The sequence below is a fragment of the Streptomyces sp. NPDC002499 genome (genome assembly GCF_053595415.1).
Window position 1 is genome coordinate 100804 of record NZ_JBSFXO010000018.1, and the last position, 14684, is coordinate 115487.

General features: G+C 67.8%; 15 protein-coding genes. 14 read left to right on the plus strand and 1 reads right to left on the minus strand.

Annotated elements, in window-relative coordinates; genetic code table 11:
• Positions 1-90: 90 nt before the first annotated feature.
• The 10 genes from ACWD5F_RS42130 (at position 91) to ACWD5F_RS42175 (ending at position 8028) form a co-directional block, all read left to right on the plus strand.
• Positions 91-858 (plus strand): hypothetical protein, encoded by a 768-nt coding sequence (locus ACWD5F_RS42130; protein ID WP_451261499.1) that lies wholly within the window; start codon positions 91-93, stop codon positions 856-858.
• A gap of 623 nt (positions 859-1481) precedes the next feature.
• Positions 1482-2201 (plus strand): hypothetical protein, encoded by a 720-nt coding sequence (locus tag ACWD5F_RS42135; RefSeq protein ID WP_451261500.1) that lies wholly within the window; start codon positions 1482-1484, stop codon positions 2199-2201.
• Positions 2202-2218: 17 nt separating this feature from the next.
• Positions 2219-3067: a hypothetical protein gene (locus tag ACWD5F_RS42140; protein ID WP_401714283.1), complete on the plus strand. Its 849-nt coding sequence runs from the start codon at positions 2219-2221 to the stop codon at positions 3065-3067.
• Positions 3064-4368 carry a CpaF family protein gene (locus ACWD5F_RS42145; protein ID WP_401714281.1) on the plus strand — a complete coding sequence of 435 codons (1305 nt, stop codon included), beginning with the start codon at positions 3064-3066 and terminating at the stop codon, positions 4366-4368. Before ACWD5F_RS42140 ends, ACWD5F_RS42145 begins: the two co-directional genes overlap by 4 nt.
• Before the next feature lies 1 nt (position 4369).
• The gene (locus ACWD5F_RS42150) at positions 4370-5368 is read left to right on the plus strand and encodes a type II secretion system F family protein (RefSeq protein WP_401714279.1); all 999 of its coding nucleotides are present in this window, start codon (positions 4370-4372) and stop codon (positions 5366-5368) included.
• Positions 5365-6288, plus strand: coding sequence for a type II secretion system F family protein (locus ACWD5F_RS42155; RefSeq protein ID WP_451261501.1), 924 nt, complete (start codon positions 5365-5367; stop codon positions 6286-6288). The genes ACWD5F_RS42150 and ACWD5F_RS42155 overlap by 4 nt, the downstream gene beginning before the upstream one ends.
• Positions 6289-6356: 68 nt before the next feature.
• Complete coding sequence (locus ACWD5F_RS42160) at positions 6357-6608, plus strand: hypothetical protein (protein ID WP_280878613.1); 252 nt, start codon at positions 6357-6359, stop codon at positions 6606-6608.
• Between the two features lie 63 nt (positions 6609-6671).
• On the plus strand, positions 6672-7121 hold the full coding sequence (locus ACWD5F_RS42165) for a TadE family protein (protein WP_401714274.1): 450 nt from the start codon (positions 6672-6674) through the stop codon (positions 7119-7121).
• A complete protein-coding gene (locus ACWD5F_RS42170) occupies positions 7121-7561 on the plus strand; it encodes a TadE/TadG family type IV pilus assembly protein (protein WP_451261502.1) in 441 nt (146 codons plus the stop codon). The genes ACWD5F_RS42165 and ACWD5F_RS42170 overlap by 1 nt, the downstream gene beginning before the upstream one ends.
• Positions 7562-7566: 5 nt before the next feature.
• Complete coding sequence (locus tag ACWD5F_RS42175; protein WP_451261503.1) at positions 7567-8028, plus strand: TadE/TadG family type IV pilus assembly protein; 462 nt, start codon at positions 7567-7569, stop codon at positions 8026-8028.
• A gap of 48 nt (positions 8029-8076) precedes the next feature.
• Here the strand turns inward: ACWD5F_RS42175 and ACWD5F_RS42180 are convergent, their stop codons facing one another.
• Positions 8077-8394, minus strand: coding sequence for a hypothetical protein (locus ACWD5F_RS42180; protein WP_401714270.1), 318 nt, complete (start codon positions 8392-8394; stop codon positions 8077-8079).
• A gap of 66 nt (positions 8395-8460) precedes the next feature.
• Here ACWD5F_RS42180 and ACWD5F_RS42185 point away from each other — a divergent pair, with 66 nt between their 5' ends.
• The 4 genes from ACWD5F_RS42185 (at position 8461) to ACWD5F_RS42200 (ending at position 14683) form a co-directional block, all read left to right on the plus strand.
• The gene (locus ACWD5F_RS42185) at positions 8461-9108 is read left to right on the plus strand and encodes a hypothetical protein (protein ID WP_451261504.1); all 648 of its coding nucleotides are present in this window, start codon (positions 8461-8463) and stop codon (positions 9106-9108) included.
• Between the two features lie 44 nt (positions 9109-9152).
• Positions 9153-9653, plus strand: coding sequence for a barstar family protein (locus tag ACWD5F_RS42190; RefSeq protein ID WP_451261505.1), 501 nt, complete (start codon positions 9153-9155; stop codon positions 9651-9653).
• Positions 9650-10084 carry a hypothetical protein gene (locus tag ACWD5F_RS42195; RefSeq protein WP_451261506.1) on the plus strand — a complete coding sequence of 145 codons (435 nt, stop codon included), beginning with the start codon at positions 9650-9652 and terminating at the stop codon, positions 10082-10084. The genes ACWD5F_RS42190 and ACWD5F_RS42195 overlap by 4 nt, the downstream gene beginning before the upstream one ends.
• Before the next feature lie 66 nt (positions 10085-10150).
• Positions 10151-14683 carry a DUF6531 domain-containing protein gene (locus ACWD5F_RS42200; RefSeq protein WP_451261507.1) on the plus strand — a complete coding sequence of 1511 codons (4533 nt, stop codon included), beginning with the start codon at positions 10151-10153 and terminating at the stop codon, positions 14681-14683.
• Position 14684: the final 1 nt, after the last annotated feature.

Genomic DNA, 14684 nt, shown 5'->3' on the forward strand with positions numbered 1-14684 from the left:
ACCTTTCTGTAACTGGCACTGGAGCACGAGCGGTTGACCCGGTCGGCCGTTCCGGGATACCGGGGCTTCGGAGCAGAGAGCAAGGATCACGTGGCGAGCGAAGACGAGCGGTCCGTCGACGAGTTGTTCGCGGAACTGCCGGAGAAATGGCAGCGGGCGCTGACCGAGGTCGGCATGGGGCTGCCTGAGCTGCGCCGTGTCGCCGAGGGCCCGGACGGTATGCGGCGGGTACGCCGCATCCTCGCCGACGTCACTTCCGCACCCGGCGCGCGGGGGCAGGGTGCGGGATCGGCCGTGTGGCCGTGGGCCCGGCTGCTTCTGGTGGCCGTCGTCTCAACTGTCGTCTGCCTCCTGTGCACGCCGGCCATCGGCAAGGCGGCAACGTTCGTGGGCCTGGTGCTCGGGCTGCTCGTGTTCTGGGTGGCGTCCAAGACGCGGCTCTCCCGCGGAGGCCTCGTCGCGGTGTGCCTCACGCTGGCCGCCTATCTCGTACTGGTCTCGGTGGGCTCGTACTTCGCGAACGCCTGGTATCTGCAGGTGCGCGGGGTGCAGCAGACGGTCACTCTCGCGTCGCCGACCCATCAATGGACGCACGGGACCCGCGAGACGTACTGCCGGGTCCGGCTGCGCGACGGTTCCGTCCACGAGGTGGTCGACAACAAAGGGGACTGCGCTGACCGCGTCGGGCAGAAGGTCACGGCCGTCGTCGACCCGGCCGGCCACTACAAACCGTCCCCCGGCACGAAGTCCGACGTCGGCGGTGTTCTTGAGGGCTACTTCTGCCTGGGCGCCGGCGTGATTCTCGTGCTGGCTCCGTTGACCGTCGCGGTCATGGGCCGGCGCAACCTGGCCGAGTAGGCCACGGGCGCGGCCCGGCGGCTGGCCGTCGGCGCCAGTCTCGACGAACGGCTGATCGCGGCGCTGACGGAGGAACTCCACGAAGCCGCTGCGGATACCCGTACCAGAGCCCCGGCAACGCCCCCCCCTCTTCTACCGCCCACACGGATGTGCTGTGCGAACTGGCGGACCGGCTTGCGAGGACGGTGACTGTGGACAGGGAGTACGTCCCAGGAGAGGGAACGCAGACGATCGACGTCGGCTCAGCCTCGTGAGTGATTCGTGCAGGCCTCATGGCCACCCCGTGACGAACGCCCCGCTACGGGAAGGATGTCGGGGCGGGCGCAGATTCGCGACCGCACAGAAGGTGGAGGGTCGCAGGGGGCGGGCGTAACCGGGGAAGAAGCGCCTCTAGTTGCAGATGGATAACGGCGGGGCCGGGGCGGAGCGAGGGCTGGGATGCGCCTTGAGGGGCTTATGTGTGGCTGATACGGTGCGATGGCTTGACACTCACCCCCGGCGATGGCATTCGCCCAGGTCGCAAGGGGATCTGGTGAAGTGTCCGGTTTTATAGAGAGTTTGACAGACGTGGCAGACACCATCGTGGTGGCAGAAACCATCTGGGGCGTACGGGGAGCGGTTGCGTGAAGATCCAAGAGCGTACGGGGGCGGGCGCGGGACGTTCCGCGGTTCCGGCTCAGGCGGGGGTCGGTGACCGGCTTCCCACCCCTCCTCGCGAGCGCAAACCCGCGCTGGCCGCGTTGGCGGTGCTGTTGATCCTGGTCGGTGCGCTCGGCGCGACGATGCTTGTGCTGCAGGCTGGCGACCGGATCGAGGTCGTCAAGGTGGTCAAGGAGATCCCCGCGGGGCAGTCGGTCAGCGACACCAGCGTGACCTCGGTGATGGTCGCCAAGGACAGCGGCATCAACTACGTCGAGTGGTCGCAGTTGGCCACGCTGAAGAAGCTGAAGGCGGTCAACACCATTCCGGCCGGAGTCGTGGCCGTCGGCCAGATGTTCGGTGACGAGACCGGTGTCGCCGCCGGCAAGGCCACCGTCGGGCTCGCCCTCAAGGAGGGCCAGTACCCGGCCAACGGCCTGAAGATCGGCTCTGTCGTCGCGGCCTACCGGGTCAGCAGCGACAGCGGGTCCGGCTCCGCCAGTTCCAGTTCTTCCTCCGGCAGCAGCAACAGCCTGATCGTCGACCAGGCCCAGGTCACCTACGTGCCCGACAAGAAGAGTGACGAGCTCGTGAGCAGCACCAACCTCGCCGTCACCCTGACCGTCGACAGCGACAAGGCCGCCGTACTGGCCCAGGCCGCCTCCAACGGCGAAGTGGCCCTCGTGCTCGTCCCCGGCAACTAGAAGGCGACCCCCAGAAAATGGCCCTCATCGCCCTCGCCGCCGACAAGGGTTCCCCCGGCGTCACCACCGCGGCCGTCGCCCTCGCCGCGGTGTGGCCGCGTCGTGTCCTGCTCGCCGAGACGGATCCCGCGGGTGGGGACCTGGTGTACCGCAGTGCCGCCGCGCACGGTGGGCCGCTGAATCCGAATACCGGGATGCTGTCCATCGCCGCCACCGCTCGGCGTGGGCTCGTGCCCGATCAACTCTGGGACCACGTACAGCCGTTGAGCGGTGGGCTCGAAGTGCTCGTCGGGCTCGGGATAGCCGAGCACGCCGCCGGGCTCGCCGGGCTGTGGCCCACTCTCGGGCACGCCTTTTCCGCGCTCGCCGACTCCCCGAACGCGCCCGCCGACGTCATCGCCGACTGCGGGCGGATCAGTGGGGACACGCCCGCTGTTGAGCTGTTTCCGCATGCCGCGCTCGTGCTGCTGATCAGCCGTACCGAGCCCGAGGCCATCGCCCGGGTGCGGGACCGGGCCGCCGCTCTCACGAACAAGCTGCACGGCGGGCCCCGTGGTGCCGCGAGTCTCGGTACGCCGCTGATCGGTGTCGTCCTCATCGCTGACACGAACAACGCCGGCAAGCTCGCCAACCAGGTCAACGACATGCTCGTACACGCCCAGACCGGCGCCCGAGTGGTCGGCACCATCGCCGACGACCCGGCCGGCGCCGACCAGTTGGCCGGGCGTAAGCGCGGGCGGCTCGAGAAGTCGTTGCTCATCCGGTCCGCCCGCAAGGTCACCGCCGATCTGTACCAGCAGTTCGGCGCCAGTTGGTCCGCGTCCACCCACGGTCATGTCAACGGGCATGCGGGGGCCGGGACATGACGGCTGTCGACCATCAACTGGTCAAACGGTTCCGGCAGGACGCCGGTGACCGGATCGCCGAACAGCGTCGCCTGGACCAGACCGACGGCGTCACGCCGATGTCCAACGAGGACGAACGGCAGTACGCCCGCGCGGTCATAGCCCAGATGCTGGAGGAGTACGCGCGGACGGAGATCAACGCCGGCCGTACGCCCCTGGACGCGGAGACCGAGGAGCAGTACGCCGCCGCCGTGCACGCCGCGCTCTTCGGCGTGGGGCGGCTGCAGCCGCTGCTGGACAACCCCGAGGTCGAGAACATCGACATCAACGGGTGCGACCAGGTGTTCGTCGGCTACGCCAACGGGCAGGAAGTGAAGGCCGATCCCGTCGCCGAGAGCGACGAGGAACTCATCGAGCTCATCCAAGTACTGGGCGCCTACTCGGGGTTGTCCTCCCGGCCCTTCGACTCCGCCAACCCGCAACTCGACCTGCGGCTGCCCGATGGTTCCCGTCTGTCGGCCGTCATGGACGTGGCCCGGCGGCCCGCGCTCTCCATCCGTCGCGCCCGCATGGGCAAGGTCTTCATCTCCGACCTCGTCGGCAACGGCACGGTCACCCCCGAAGTCGCCCACTTCATGGCCTGCGCGGTCCGCGCCCGCAAGAACATCATGATCGCCGGTGCCACCAACGCCGGTAAGACCACCCTGCTCCGAGCCCTGGCGAACGAGATTCCGCCGCATGAGCGGCTCATCACCGTCGAGCGGGCCCTTGAGCTCGGGCTCGACACCTTCCCCGAACTCCACCCCAACGTCGTGGCGTTCGAGGAGCGGCTGCCCAACTCCGAGGGGCAGGGCGCCATCGCGATGGCGGAGCTGGTCCGCCGGTCCCTCCGTATGAACCCCTCCCGCGTGATCGTCGGTGAGGTGCTCGGCGACGAGATCGTGACCATGCTGAACGCGATGTCGCAGGGCAACGACGGTTCGCTGTCCACGATCCACGCCAACAGCTCCAGCGAGGTCTTCAACCGTATTTCCACCTACGCCCTCCAGGCCAACGAGCGACTGCCCATCGAGGCCAGCCAGATGCTCATCGCCGGCGCGGTGAACTTCGTCGTCTTCATCCAGCGGCGCAACGAATTCCAGACGGGCGGCCGGCTCCAGCGCATGGTCACCTCCGTCCGCGAGGTCAACGGCGTCGACGGACGCGTGCTGTCCAGCGAGGTGTTCGCCGAGACCCCGGACGGCCGGGTCGTCCCGCACGCGCCGCTGGCCTGCCTGGAGGATCTGATCGCACAGGGCTACCGGCCCACGGGATGGGGGTGACATGACCTACGAGGCTCTCGGCTCGCTCGGTTCCCTGGGCGGCCTGTTCTCCACGACCGTCCTGTACTCGGTGGGCAGCGGTGTCGCCGTCGGCGGCGGACTCGCGCTGTTCGTCGTCGCCGTACGCGGACTGCCCGCGAAGCCCGCCCACGAGAAGCAGAAGGCGGCCGAACGTGCCGGCGAGCTGATCCGGTTCGCCGGACAGCGGGGCTCGCTCGCGGCCATCGTCGGACTCGTCGTGCTGCTGCTGACCCGTTGGGCGGTGGCCGGTATCGCGGCCGGCATCCTCGTCTTCTTCTGGGACCGCCTCTTCGGCGGCGCCGGGGAGGAACGGGCCGCCATGAAACGGGTGGAGGCCCTCGCCTCCTGGACGGAGTCGCTGCGCGACACGATCGCCGGCGCGGTCGGCCTGGAACAGGCCATCCCCGCGTCCGCGCGCGCCTCCGCACCCGTCCTGCGGCCCCATCTCGACGCCCTGGTCGACCGGTTGCGCTCCCGCACCCCGCTGCCCGAGGCGCTCCAGCACCTCGCCGACGAGATCAACGACGCGTCCGCCGACATCATCGTCGCCGCGCTCATCCTCAACGCCCGGCTGCGCGGCCCCGGTCTGCGCCAGGTCCTCGGCGCGCTCGCCAAGTCGGCGCGCGAAGAGGTCGACATGCGCCAGCGCGTGATGGCCCAACGGGCCTCCACCCGCCGCTCGGTGCAGATCGTCGTCGCCGTCTCGATCGCCTTCGTGCTCGGACTGTCCATCTTCAACCGGGAGTTCGTCGAGCCCTACGGGACGCCCGTCGGCCAGCTCGTACTCGCCTGCGTCTGCGGCCTGTTCGCGCTCGGCTTCTGGTGGCTGCGCAAGCTGTCGACCATCGAGACACCCGAACGCTTCCTGGTCCGCGACGAGTCGGCCGTGCAGTTCGTCCGGCCGCGCACCCCGGCAGGGCCTGCCGGCACGCCGGGTGCGGCCGGGCCGGGTCACCAGGAAGAGGGGGTACGACGGTGAACCTGACGATGCCGATCGTCGTCGGCGCGGTCCTGGGCCTGGGCATCTACGCCCTCGTCCGCGCCCTCATGCCGTCCAAGCGCAGCGCGGTCGCGCAGGTCGCGCGAATCGACGCGATGCGGGCGCGCGGGGCGGCGTACGAGTCGTCCCGAACGGCGCCCGACGCGGGCCGGATCGGCTCGCTGCGGGCCCAAGTCGGCGCGCGAGTCTCCGAGTTCTACATGCAGCAGGGGTGGGAACAGCGCTCCCTGCGCGCGGACTTGGCCGTCCTGGACCGGAGTTGGGAGAACTTCCTCGCGACGAAGGTGCTGCTGTCGGTGGCGGGGCTGTTCTTCGGACCGTTCCTGTTCGCGGTGGTCTGGACGCTGGGTGTCGGCAGCAGCCCGATGATCCCGGTCTGGCTGGCGCTCGCGTTCGCGCTCGTCTTCTTCCTCCTGCCCGATCTGGAGGTGCGGCGGGACGCCGCCGAGAAGCGGCGGGACCTGCGGCGCGTGATCGGGGCGTACCTGGACCTTGTGTCCATGAGCCTGGCCGGCGGCCGCGGTCTGCCCGAGGCGCTGATGGCCGCGGCCGAGGTCTCCGACGGCTGGGCCACCCAGCGCATCCGCAACGCGCTGGCCGACGCCCGCATCACCGGCATCAGCCAGTGGCAGGCGCTCGGCCATCTCGGCGAGGAGATCGGCGTGGAGGAGCTCAAGGACCTCTCCGCCTCCCTCGCCCTGGTGGCCGACGACGGCGCGAAGGTCCGGGAGTCCCTCGCCTCCCGCGCCGAGACCATGCGGCACCGCGAACTCGCCGAGATCGAGGGCAGCGCGGGCGAGAAGTCGCAGTCGATGCTCGTTGCGCAACTGCTGCTGTGCGCGGGCTTCCTGGTGTTCCTGATCTTTCCGGCGGCGATGCGGGTGTTCCAGGTGTCATGACGCGAGCCGCGACGGCAGGCGAGAGCCGAGCAACCAGCGACAGAGACCTTTTGAGAGGACAATTCACCATGAACACAAGGAACTTCAGCACCGGCATCCCGGCCATGGACTTCCTGGTCACGTTCCTTCAGGGCCGCGTCCAGCGGGCCCGCTCCGGCGAACTCGACCGTGGCGCCTCCGCGGTGGAGTGGGTCATCATCTCCGCCGTCGTGGTGGCGATCGTGGGCGTGGTCGCGGCGATCATCAACGCCGCCCTGAGCGACGGAGCCAACAAGGTCGGCAACTGCATCAAGGGCGCGGACGCGGGCAAGACCTGCTGAACGCCCGTACAGAGCCTGCCAGTTCTGTACATACGTCGATTTCTGCAACGGGGATGAACGGGGATGTCGGTGCGCGTACATCGCTGGGTACGCCGACGGGTGGAGGCCGCCTCCACCCGCGGTGAGTCCGGCATGACCGCGATCGAGTTCGTGCTGCTCACGCCGGTGCTGTTCTTCATGATCTTCGCCACGGTCCAGTTCGCGCTGTACTTCTTCGCGGACCACGTGGCCCAGGCGGCGGCCCAGGCCGGCGCCCGCAAGGCCCGCGCCACGGCGCACGACCAGCCGGGCGCCTGGCGGGGCGAGGCCCAGGACGTGGTCGACAGCTACATCCGCCAACTCGGCCCGCAACTGGTCCTGTCGCCGCGCGTGACGATGCTCCAGCCGGAGCAGAACACGGTCGGCGTGGAGATCACGGCACGGGTGCCCTCGGTCTTCCCCGGGCTGGATCTGACGGTCCACGCGCAGTCGGAGGGGCCGGTGGAGAGGTTCGTGCGGGAGGGGGAGAACTGATGCGGCTCCCCATCCGGGGCAGGATCCGGGCCAGGCTCCCGCACCGGGACGACGACCGGGGTCTGTCCACCATCGAGGTCGTGATCCTGGCGCCGGTGATGATCCTGTTCATCCTGGTACTGGTGGCGTTCGGCCAACTGGTGGACGGGCGGGGCGCGTTGGACGGCGCCGCTCGGGACGCCGCCCGCGCCGGGTCGATCCAGAAGGACCACGGGACGGCCATGGCCGAGGCGAGGAAGGCGGCTTCGGCGGACCTGGAGGACGTCTGCTCCGGCCCGGTGACCGTCGTACAGACCAGTCAGGGCTTCGCGCCGGACACCATCTTCACGGTCGAGGTCAGCTGCGAGGTGCGGGGCCTGGCCATGCTTGGCCTCGACGTGCCGACGCGGCTGACGGCGAGCTTCAGTTCGCCGCTGGATCCGTTCCGGAGGACGGTGTGAACGGGATGAGTGAACACGTGCGTACGTGGTTGTCGTCCCGCCGGGCCCGTATGGACGACCGGGGTTCGGGTGCCGGCGCGGTCATCATCTTCGCGCTCGTCTTCCTCTCCCTGTCGGCCTTCGTCATCGACGGCGGCCTGTCCATCTCCAAGCGCGAACGCGCCGCGGACATCGCGGAACAGGCGGCCCGGTACGCGGCCCAGGACATCGACCTCGACGCGCTCTACGACGACGAGGGCGGTCCCGCGCCGATCAACTACCAGGACTGCGACGCCCGGGTGAAGACCTTCGCCCGCCAGATGGACATGCGGGGTGCGGACATCGCGGCGACCCACTGTGTGCAGGCGGACGCCGAACAGGTCGAGGTCGAGGTGCAGTTGACGTACTCGCCCGTCTTCAGTGGCATGTTCTACGGCGGGGACGTGGTCGTGCACGGGCAGGCGGTGGCGCGGAACGAGGTGGGGTGAGAGCGGTTCCGGTCCCTCGGGAGGGGCTGGTTCCCCGGCAGGGGCCGGTTACTTCTGCTCCTCCTCCTTGACCCCGTCCTTCACCTTCTTCTCCAGGTCGAGGTCCAGTTTCCGGAACTCCCGGACGACGGCGTCGGACATCTCGGCGAGGGAGTCGAGCTGCTGGGTGATGTCCTCGCGGCCGTCCTCCCAGTTGGACTCGAAGTCGCCGAGGGCGTCGTTGACACGGCCGTCGCCGATGTCGTCACGGTAGGACTCGAAGAGCTTCTTGGTGTGGTCGAGCCGGGTCTTGAGAGAGCGCAGTTTGCCCCCGTACTCCTCCAGCTCGCTGAGCGGCAGCGCGAGATCGCTCTTGCCTTTGCCCATGTGACCGTCCCCCGATCCCGATCTCGTAGTCTGGCGGCACGGTACAACGGAAGGGAGGCCGACGTCATGGCCCGATACATGGAGGCGCTCACGATCGAGCGCGGAGGGTTCCTGATCAAGGTGCCCGAGTCCTGGTGGGAGTTCGACGTACGGCCCGAGTCGCGGAACGACTCGATCCACCGCATGGTGACCGAACGGGTCGAGCAGCACCCGGAGTTGGCCCAGTACCGGGACACGTACACCGCGTTCCTCCAGAAGGCCGCCGGGGAGGCGTGGAAGTCCGGTGCGCTGTATTGCGGTTGCATGGCGGACACCTTCGGCGGCGCGACGCCGATCACCGCGTCGGTGACGGTCTCGATGGTCGGCGGTCGCACGCGCGACGGCGCCCCTCTCTCGACGGACCCGGCCGCGATGGCCGCGGGTCTGTCGTCCAAGGAGGCGAAGAAGGAGGGCGACTCCTGGCGCAAGGTGACGACGGTCGACCTGCCGGGGGTGGGGGCGGCGGCCCGTACGTACGGCATCGAGGACATCGTCGTACCGGACGACGCGCTGAACCGTACGGTGCGGGCTGTGCTGATGCAGACGTTCATTCCGGTGCCGGGGCAGGAGGGCAAGGCGGCGTTGGTGGCGGGGAGCAGTCAGGTGCTCGATCTTGCCGACTCGTTCTTCGACATCTTCGACGCGATCACTTCTACGTTCCGGTTCACGGGTTGATGGTTGATGCGCTGATGGGGCATGGGTTGACGGGCTGACGGCCGATGGATATCACGGGGGTCTCAGCGCCTTGGGTCGTCTGCGTCCCGCAAGGCGCGGTCGAGGTCCAACATCAGTTGTCGGCGTTGGAGGTGAGGGGCGGGCGTGTCCACCGCTTCGACGCGCGCGAGTTGACGACCGAGGAGCGGATCTTCGGTTCGTTCGCCGAAGTCCTGCGATTCCCGGCCTACTTCGGCAGGAACTGGGATGCCTTGGTCGACTGCCTGGGTGACCTGTGCGGTGCGGTCACGGGTGGTGGCGTGGGGATCGTGGGCGTCATCAGTGATGCGGATCGGCTTCTGGAGGCGGAGTTCTTTCCGCTGTTCCTGTCGGTCCTCTGTCAGGGGGCGGATCGGGCCAATGCCTCGGAGGCCGCGCACTATGTGCTCGAGTTTCGTGAGTTCGATGCGGAGGCGATCGAACTCCGCGTCCGACAGCCCGACTTGCTCGTCACCGTGGGGGACGGGTTTGTCGGTGCGGCTCTCGATCCTGAGGAGTGGCGGTGACCCGGTTCGACTGGCGGAGTGGGGAGGGGCTGTCCGGTATCGACGACCCCGACGCGGTGGACGCCGCTTTCGAACGTGGTGAGGAGCATCTTGGTACGGCGGTGATCGGGCTGGCGATGACGTGCCCGCCGGACGTGGCGTCGCCGCGTGTCGTGCGGGCGATGCAGGTGCTGGACGTTCCTCGGCGGGAGCTTGCGTTCACTGCGGCGGGCATCGTGGCGCGGCTGCACGGGGACCTGACACCGGAGTTGTACGGGGCATTGCGAGCGGAGGGCCCCGGCGGCGTCGCCGAGAACTCCATCAGGGATGTGCTGACCTTCGTGCCGTTCCGGCGGCTGCCGCCGTGGTTCAAGTGGCGGTTGCTGTGGACGACAGTGCGGGACGCAACGCTGGGCCTGTGGCTCCGTTTGTCCTCTTCGCTTCGAACCTGAGTGCCGTGTAAGTTCGCGTGTGCATACGGATGTTGATGGTGTTGTACGCGTGACGGGGGTTGCTGGATGGCGGGGTATCGGCCTTCGGACTGGCATGTGCTGGATCTGGACAAGGATCCGACGCCGGGGGATCCCGACCGGGTACGGACGTTGGCCAAGACCCTTCACGACTTTGCTGATGACGTGTCCGATGCGTTGCGTCTGGTCAAGGGGATGGCTGAGGACGATGCGACGTTGCAGTGGGCGGGGAAGTCGGCGGAGGTGTTCCGGGATCAGTTCTCGGGTGTGCCGAAGAATCTGAAGAAGCTGAAGAAGTCGTACGAGTTGTGCGGGTCTGCTCTGGCGGATTTCTGGCCGAAGTTGGAGCGGGCGCAGGCGCTGGCGGACAAGGCGTTGGTGAAGGCGCGGGAAGCCCGCAGCAATCTGTCGTCCGCCCAGTCGCGGCTTTCGTCCGCCGACTCCTGGGTGACACGGGCGTCCAAGGAATCGGACAAGTACAAGGACGACCCCACCGGCAGCAAGTCCGATGCCGACAAGCCGGATGAAGCGAAGGTCCGGGCGGCCACCCGGGATGTGCAGAACGCCAAGTCGGCGCATACGAAGGCCCAGTCGGATGTTTCTGACGCGCAGGATGCGCTGGCTGCCGCGAAGAAGATGGCGGCAGACGCGCGTCAGATGCGGGATGAGGCTGCGGGGGACGCGAAGCGGAAGATCGATGAGGCGTCGGATGCGGGTATTCAGAACCGGTCGTGGTGGGAGGACGTGGGGGACTGGTTCGAGGACAACTGGGACACCATCGTCACGGTCTGCAAGGTGGTTGTGGCGGTGCTGGGCATCGTCGCGATGATCATCGGTGGGCCGATCCTGGGTGCGATCGTGCTCATCGCCGCGCTCGTGGTGCTTGCGGACACGCTCTACAAATACTCCAAGGGACAGGCGTCCCTATGGGATGTGGGTTTTGCCGCGCTGGACTGCATACCCGGTATGAAGGGCCTGACGACTCTGGGCGGCTTGGCCAAGGGCATGAAGGTCCTCGGCAAGGGCGGGCTCAAGGGTATGGCGCTCGGTGCCAAGGGTCTCGGCAGGCTCACCCGCTCACTCGGCCGCCCGATGAAGAAGCTCATCACCTGCGGTGACCCGATCGACATGGCCACGGGACAGATGGTCATGTCGGAGACCGACATCCTCTTGGAGGGCGTCCTTTCGCTGGAAATGGAGCGCCATCACCGCTCCGGTCTACGGTCCGGCCGGTGGTTCGGTCCCAGTTGGGCATCCACCTTGGACCAGCGACTCATCCTCGACCCGGACGGCGTCCGGTTCACCACGGCGGACGGGATGGTCCTCACCTATCCGGTGCCGGAACCGGACATCGCCGTGCTACCGGTCGAGGGTCCACGCTGGCCGTTGGAATGGGACGCGGCCGAGTCCGGCACCATGATCGTGCGGCAGCCGGAATCCGATCTGACTCTCCGTTTCCGGCCGTTGCCCGGCAGAACGCTCGCCGAACTGGCCCTGGCTACCGTCGCCGACCGCAACGGCAATGCGATCAACGTGTCCTACGGGGCGGACGGGACCCCGCAGGAGGTGGTACACACCGGCGGCTACCGCGTAGGGGTGACCGTCGACCAAGGACGCATCACAGCGTTCACCCTGCTCAGTGATCCCGAGCAGCCGGTCGTCGTGCGGTACGGATACGACGCCCACGGCAACCTGACGGAGATCTACAACTCCTCCGGGCTTCCGCTGAAGCTCTCCTACGACGAGCAGCGTCGCGTCACGGGGTGGGAGGACCGCAACCGGACGTGGTACCGCTACACGTACGACTCCGAAGGCCGCTGTCTCCGCACCGAGGGCACCGCCGGCATCCTCGACTACACCTACTCCTACGACCTGGAGAGCCACACTTCTGTGGCTACGAACTCCCTGGGACACAGGACCACTTACCACTTCAACGACGCCTACCAACTCGTAGCCGAGACAGATCCGCTCGGACACATCACGAGCCGAGCCTGGGACCGCTACGACAACCTCCTCTCGCTCACCGATCCGCTCGGCCGAACCACCGCCTATGAGTACGACGAGTCGGGCAACATGATCCGGGTCGTTCATCCGGACGCCGGCTCGGCCAGCTACGCGTACGACGCTCACGGCCAACTTATTTCTGCCACGGAAGAGGACGGCGCGTACTGGCGGTACGACCACGACGACCGCGGAAACGTCGTCGCGATCACGGATCCCGTCGGGGCCACCACCGTCTACACGTATGACGAGCGCGGTGCCGTCGCATCGGTCACCGACGGGCTCGGCCACGAGAGCCGAGTGCGGAGCAACGAAGCCGGTCTGCCCACCACCGTTGTCACTCCCGTCGGCGCTGTCACCCGGTTCGCCTACGACGCGTTCGGCCGTGTCCGCCAGGTCGTCGAGCCCGGCGGCGGAACGACGGTGGTCAGCTGGACGATCGAGGGGCGCCCCGCCCGCCGGAGCTATCCGGACGGCTTCCATGAGACCTGGACCCACGACGTGGAGGGCAACCTCCTCACCCACACCGACGTTCGTGGTCGCGTCACCCGATTCGAACCCGCCCCGTTCGACCGGACCGCTGCCAGGATCGACCCGGACGGTGCGCGCATCGAGTTCACCCACGACACGGAGTTGCGTCCCATACGCGTTCGCGACGCGCAGGGACACAACTGGACCTACGAGTACGACCCCTTGGGCAATGTCGTGCGCGAGAGGGACTTCAACGGCAGGACCGTCACCTATCGCTACGATGCCGCGAACCGGATCACGGAGCGGACCAATGGGGCCGGCCAGACGGTCCGTTACCACCACGACCTTCTTGACCGGGTCATCGAGCAGCGAGACTCGGAGGGCCGGGTCACGCAATTCGAGTACGCCCAAGGCGGCGGCCTCGTCCGCGCGGGCAACCAGGACGCCGAGTTGCTCTTCACGTACGACGCCCACGGCCGCGTCCTGACGGAAGCCTGCAACGGTCGGGTGTTGACCAACACGTACGACGTCCTTGGCCGCCGCGTGCGACGACGGACTCCTGGCGAGGTGGTCAGCGAGTGGCGATACGACGCGGCGCACCAACCGGTCGAACTACGCGGCTCCGGCAGGACCGTGGCGTTCGGGTACGACGTCGCCGGGCACGAGATCCTGCGCTCTCTTCCGTCGGGTGCATCGCTGAAGCAGGAGTGGAGCGCCGCCGGACATCGCCTGGTGTCCCAGACCGTACGCGCTCCCGAAACGGCGTTCGGCTCCCGTGGCCGGTCGTACTCCTACCGCTCGGACGGCCTCCCCAACTCTGTCGTGGACTCCGTCACGGGGCCGGCTGTGTACGAACTGGACGCGACCGGACGGGTCACGTCCGTCACCTCCGGCGACCGGCAGGAGAAGTACGCGTACGACACGGTAGGGAACCTCGTCCGTTCCGAGCTGTTGTCCGCGACCGAGGACCAGCCGAGCGGTGTCCAGGGGCGGATGTCGTACAGCGGGACGCTCGTGCAGACGGCAGGGCGGTCCAGGTACGAGCACGACGCCCAGGGCAGGGTGGTGCGTCACACGCGAGTCCTCCTGTCGGGCGGAGCGCGGACCTGGCAGTTCACATGGGACGCCGAGGACCGTCTGAGGAGCGTCACCACCCCGGATGGAAGTCGCTGGCGGTACCTCTACGATCCGTTGGGCAGGCGCATCGCCAAGGAGCTTCTCGCCGCGGATGACGAAACCGTGGTCGAACGTACCGATTTCGTCTGGGACGGCACTCGGCTGGCGGAGGAGAGCCGGTCGAGCACGATCGGGAGCGGCGAGACGAGTGTCACCACCTGGGACTGGGAGCCGGGCGGAGACCGTCCCCTGGTCCAGCGCACCGGTTCTGGAGGGAATCCCGATGACGAGGCGTGGGTCGACGCGCAGTTCTATGCCATCGTCACCGATCTCGTCGGCACCCCCACCGAACTCGTCGACGACTCGGGGGACACGGTCTGGCGGTCCCACCACACTCTCTGGGGGCTGCCGCTACGTACGCCGGTACAGGGCCTCGCGACCTGCCCGCTGCGTTTCCCAGGTCAGTACTTCGACGCGGAGACGGGGCTTCACTACAACCTCCACCGCTACTACGACCCTGGCACGGCCCGCTATCACAGCCCCGACCCGCTTGGTCTCGAACCCGCCCCGCACCACTACAACTACGTGGTCAACCCTCTCGTCTGGCTTGACCCGCTTGGCCTCGCGCCCTCTTGCAAGGCCGTCATCCGGCACTACACGGACAAGACGGGATACAACAAAATCATGGGCAGTGGCGGTAAGGACGGCATCACCCTCAAGGTCCCCAGGAGCACAAAAGGCAAGAACGCGGCGGCGGTTTATGTCAGCCCCATGAGCCCCGCCGACGTAGCGAAGAAGCCTGGTGGGTTCAAGTCCTACCTCGGTCTCACGAAGGAGAAGAGCGAGTACATGATCGAGTTCGAGGTCGAGAAGAAGTTGTTCTCGGGACGTCTGAGGGGTGGTCGTGAACATATCTGGTTCTCCAACAGCGATGTGGCCATCCCGCGTGACGCGATCAGGTACCACGGCCCGACCTCGGGCTGGAAAGGCTGAG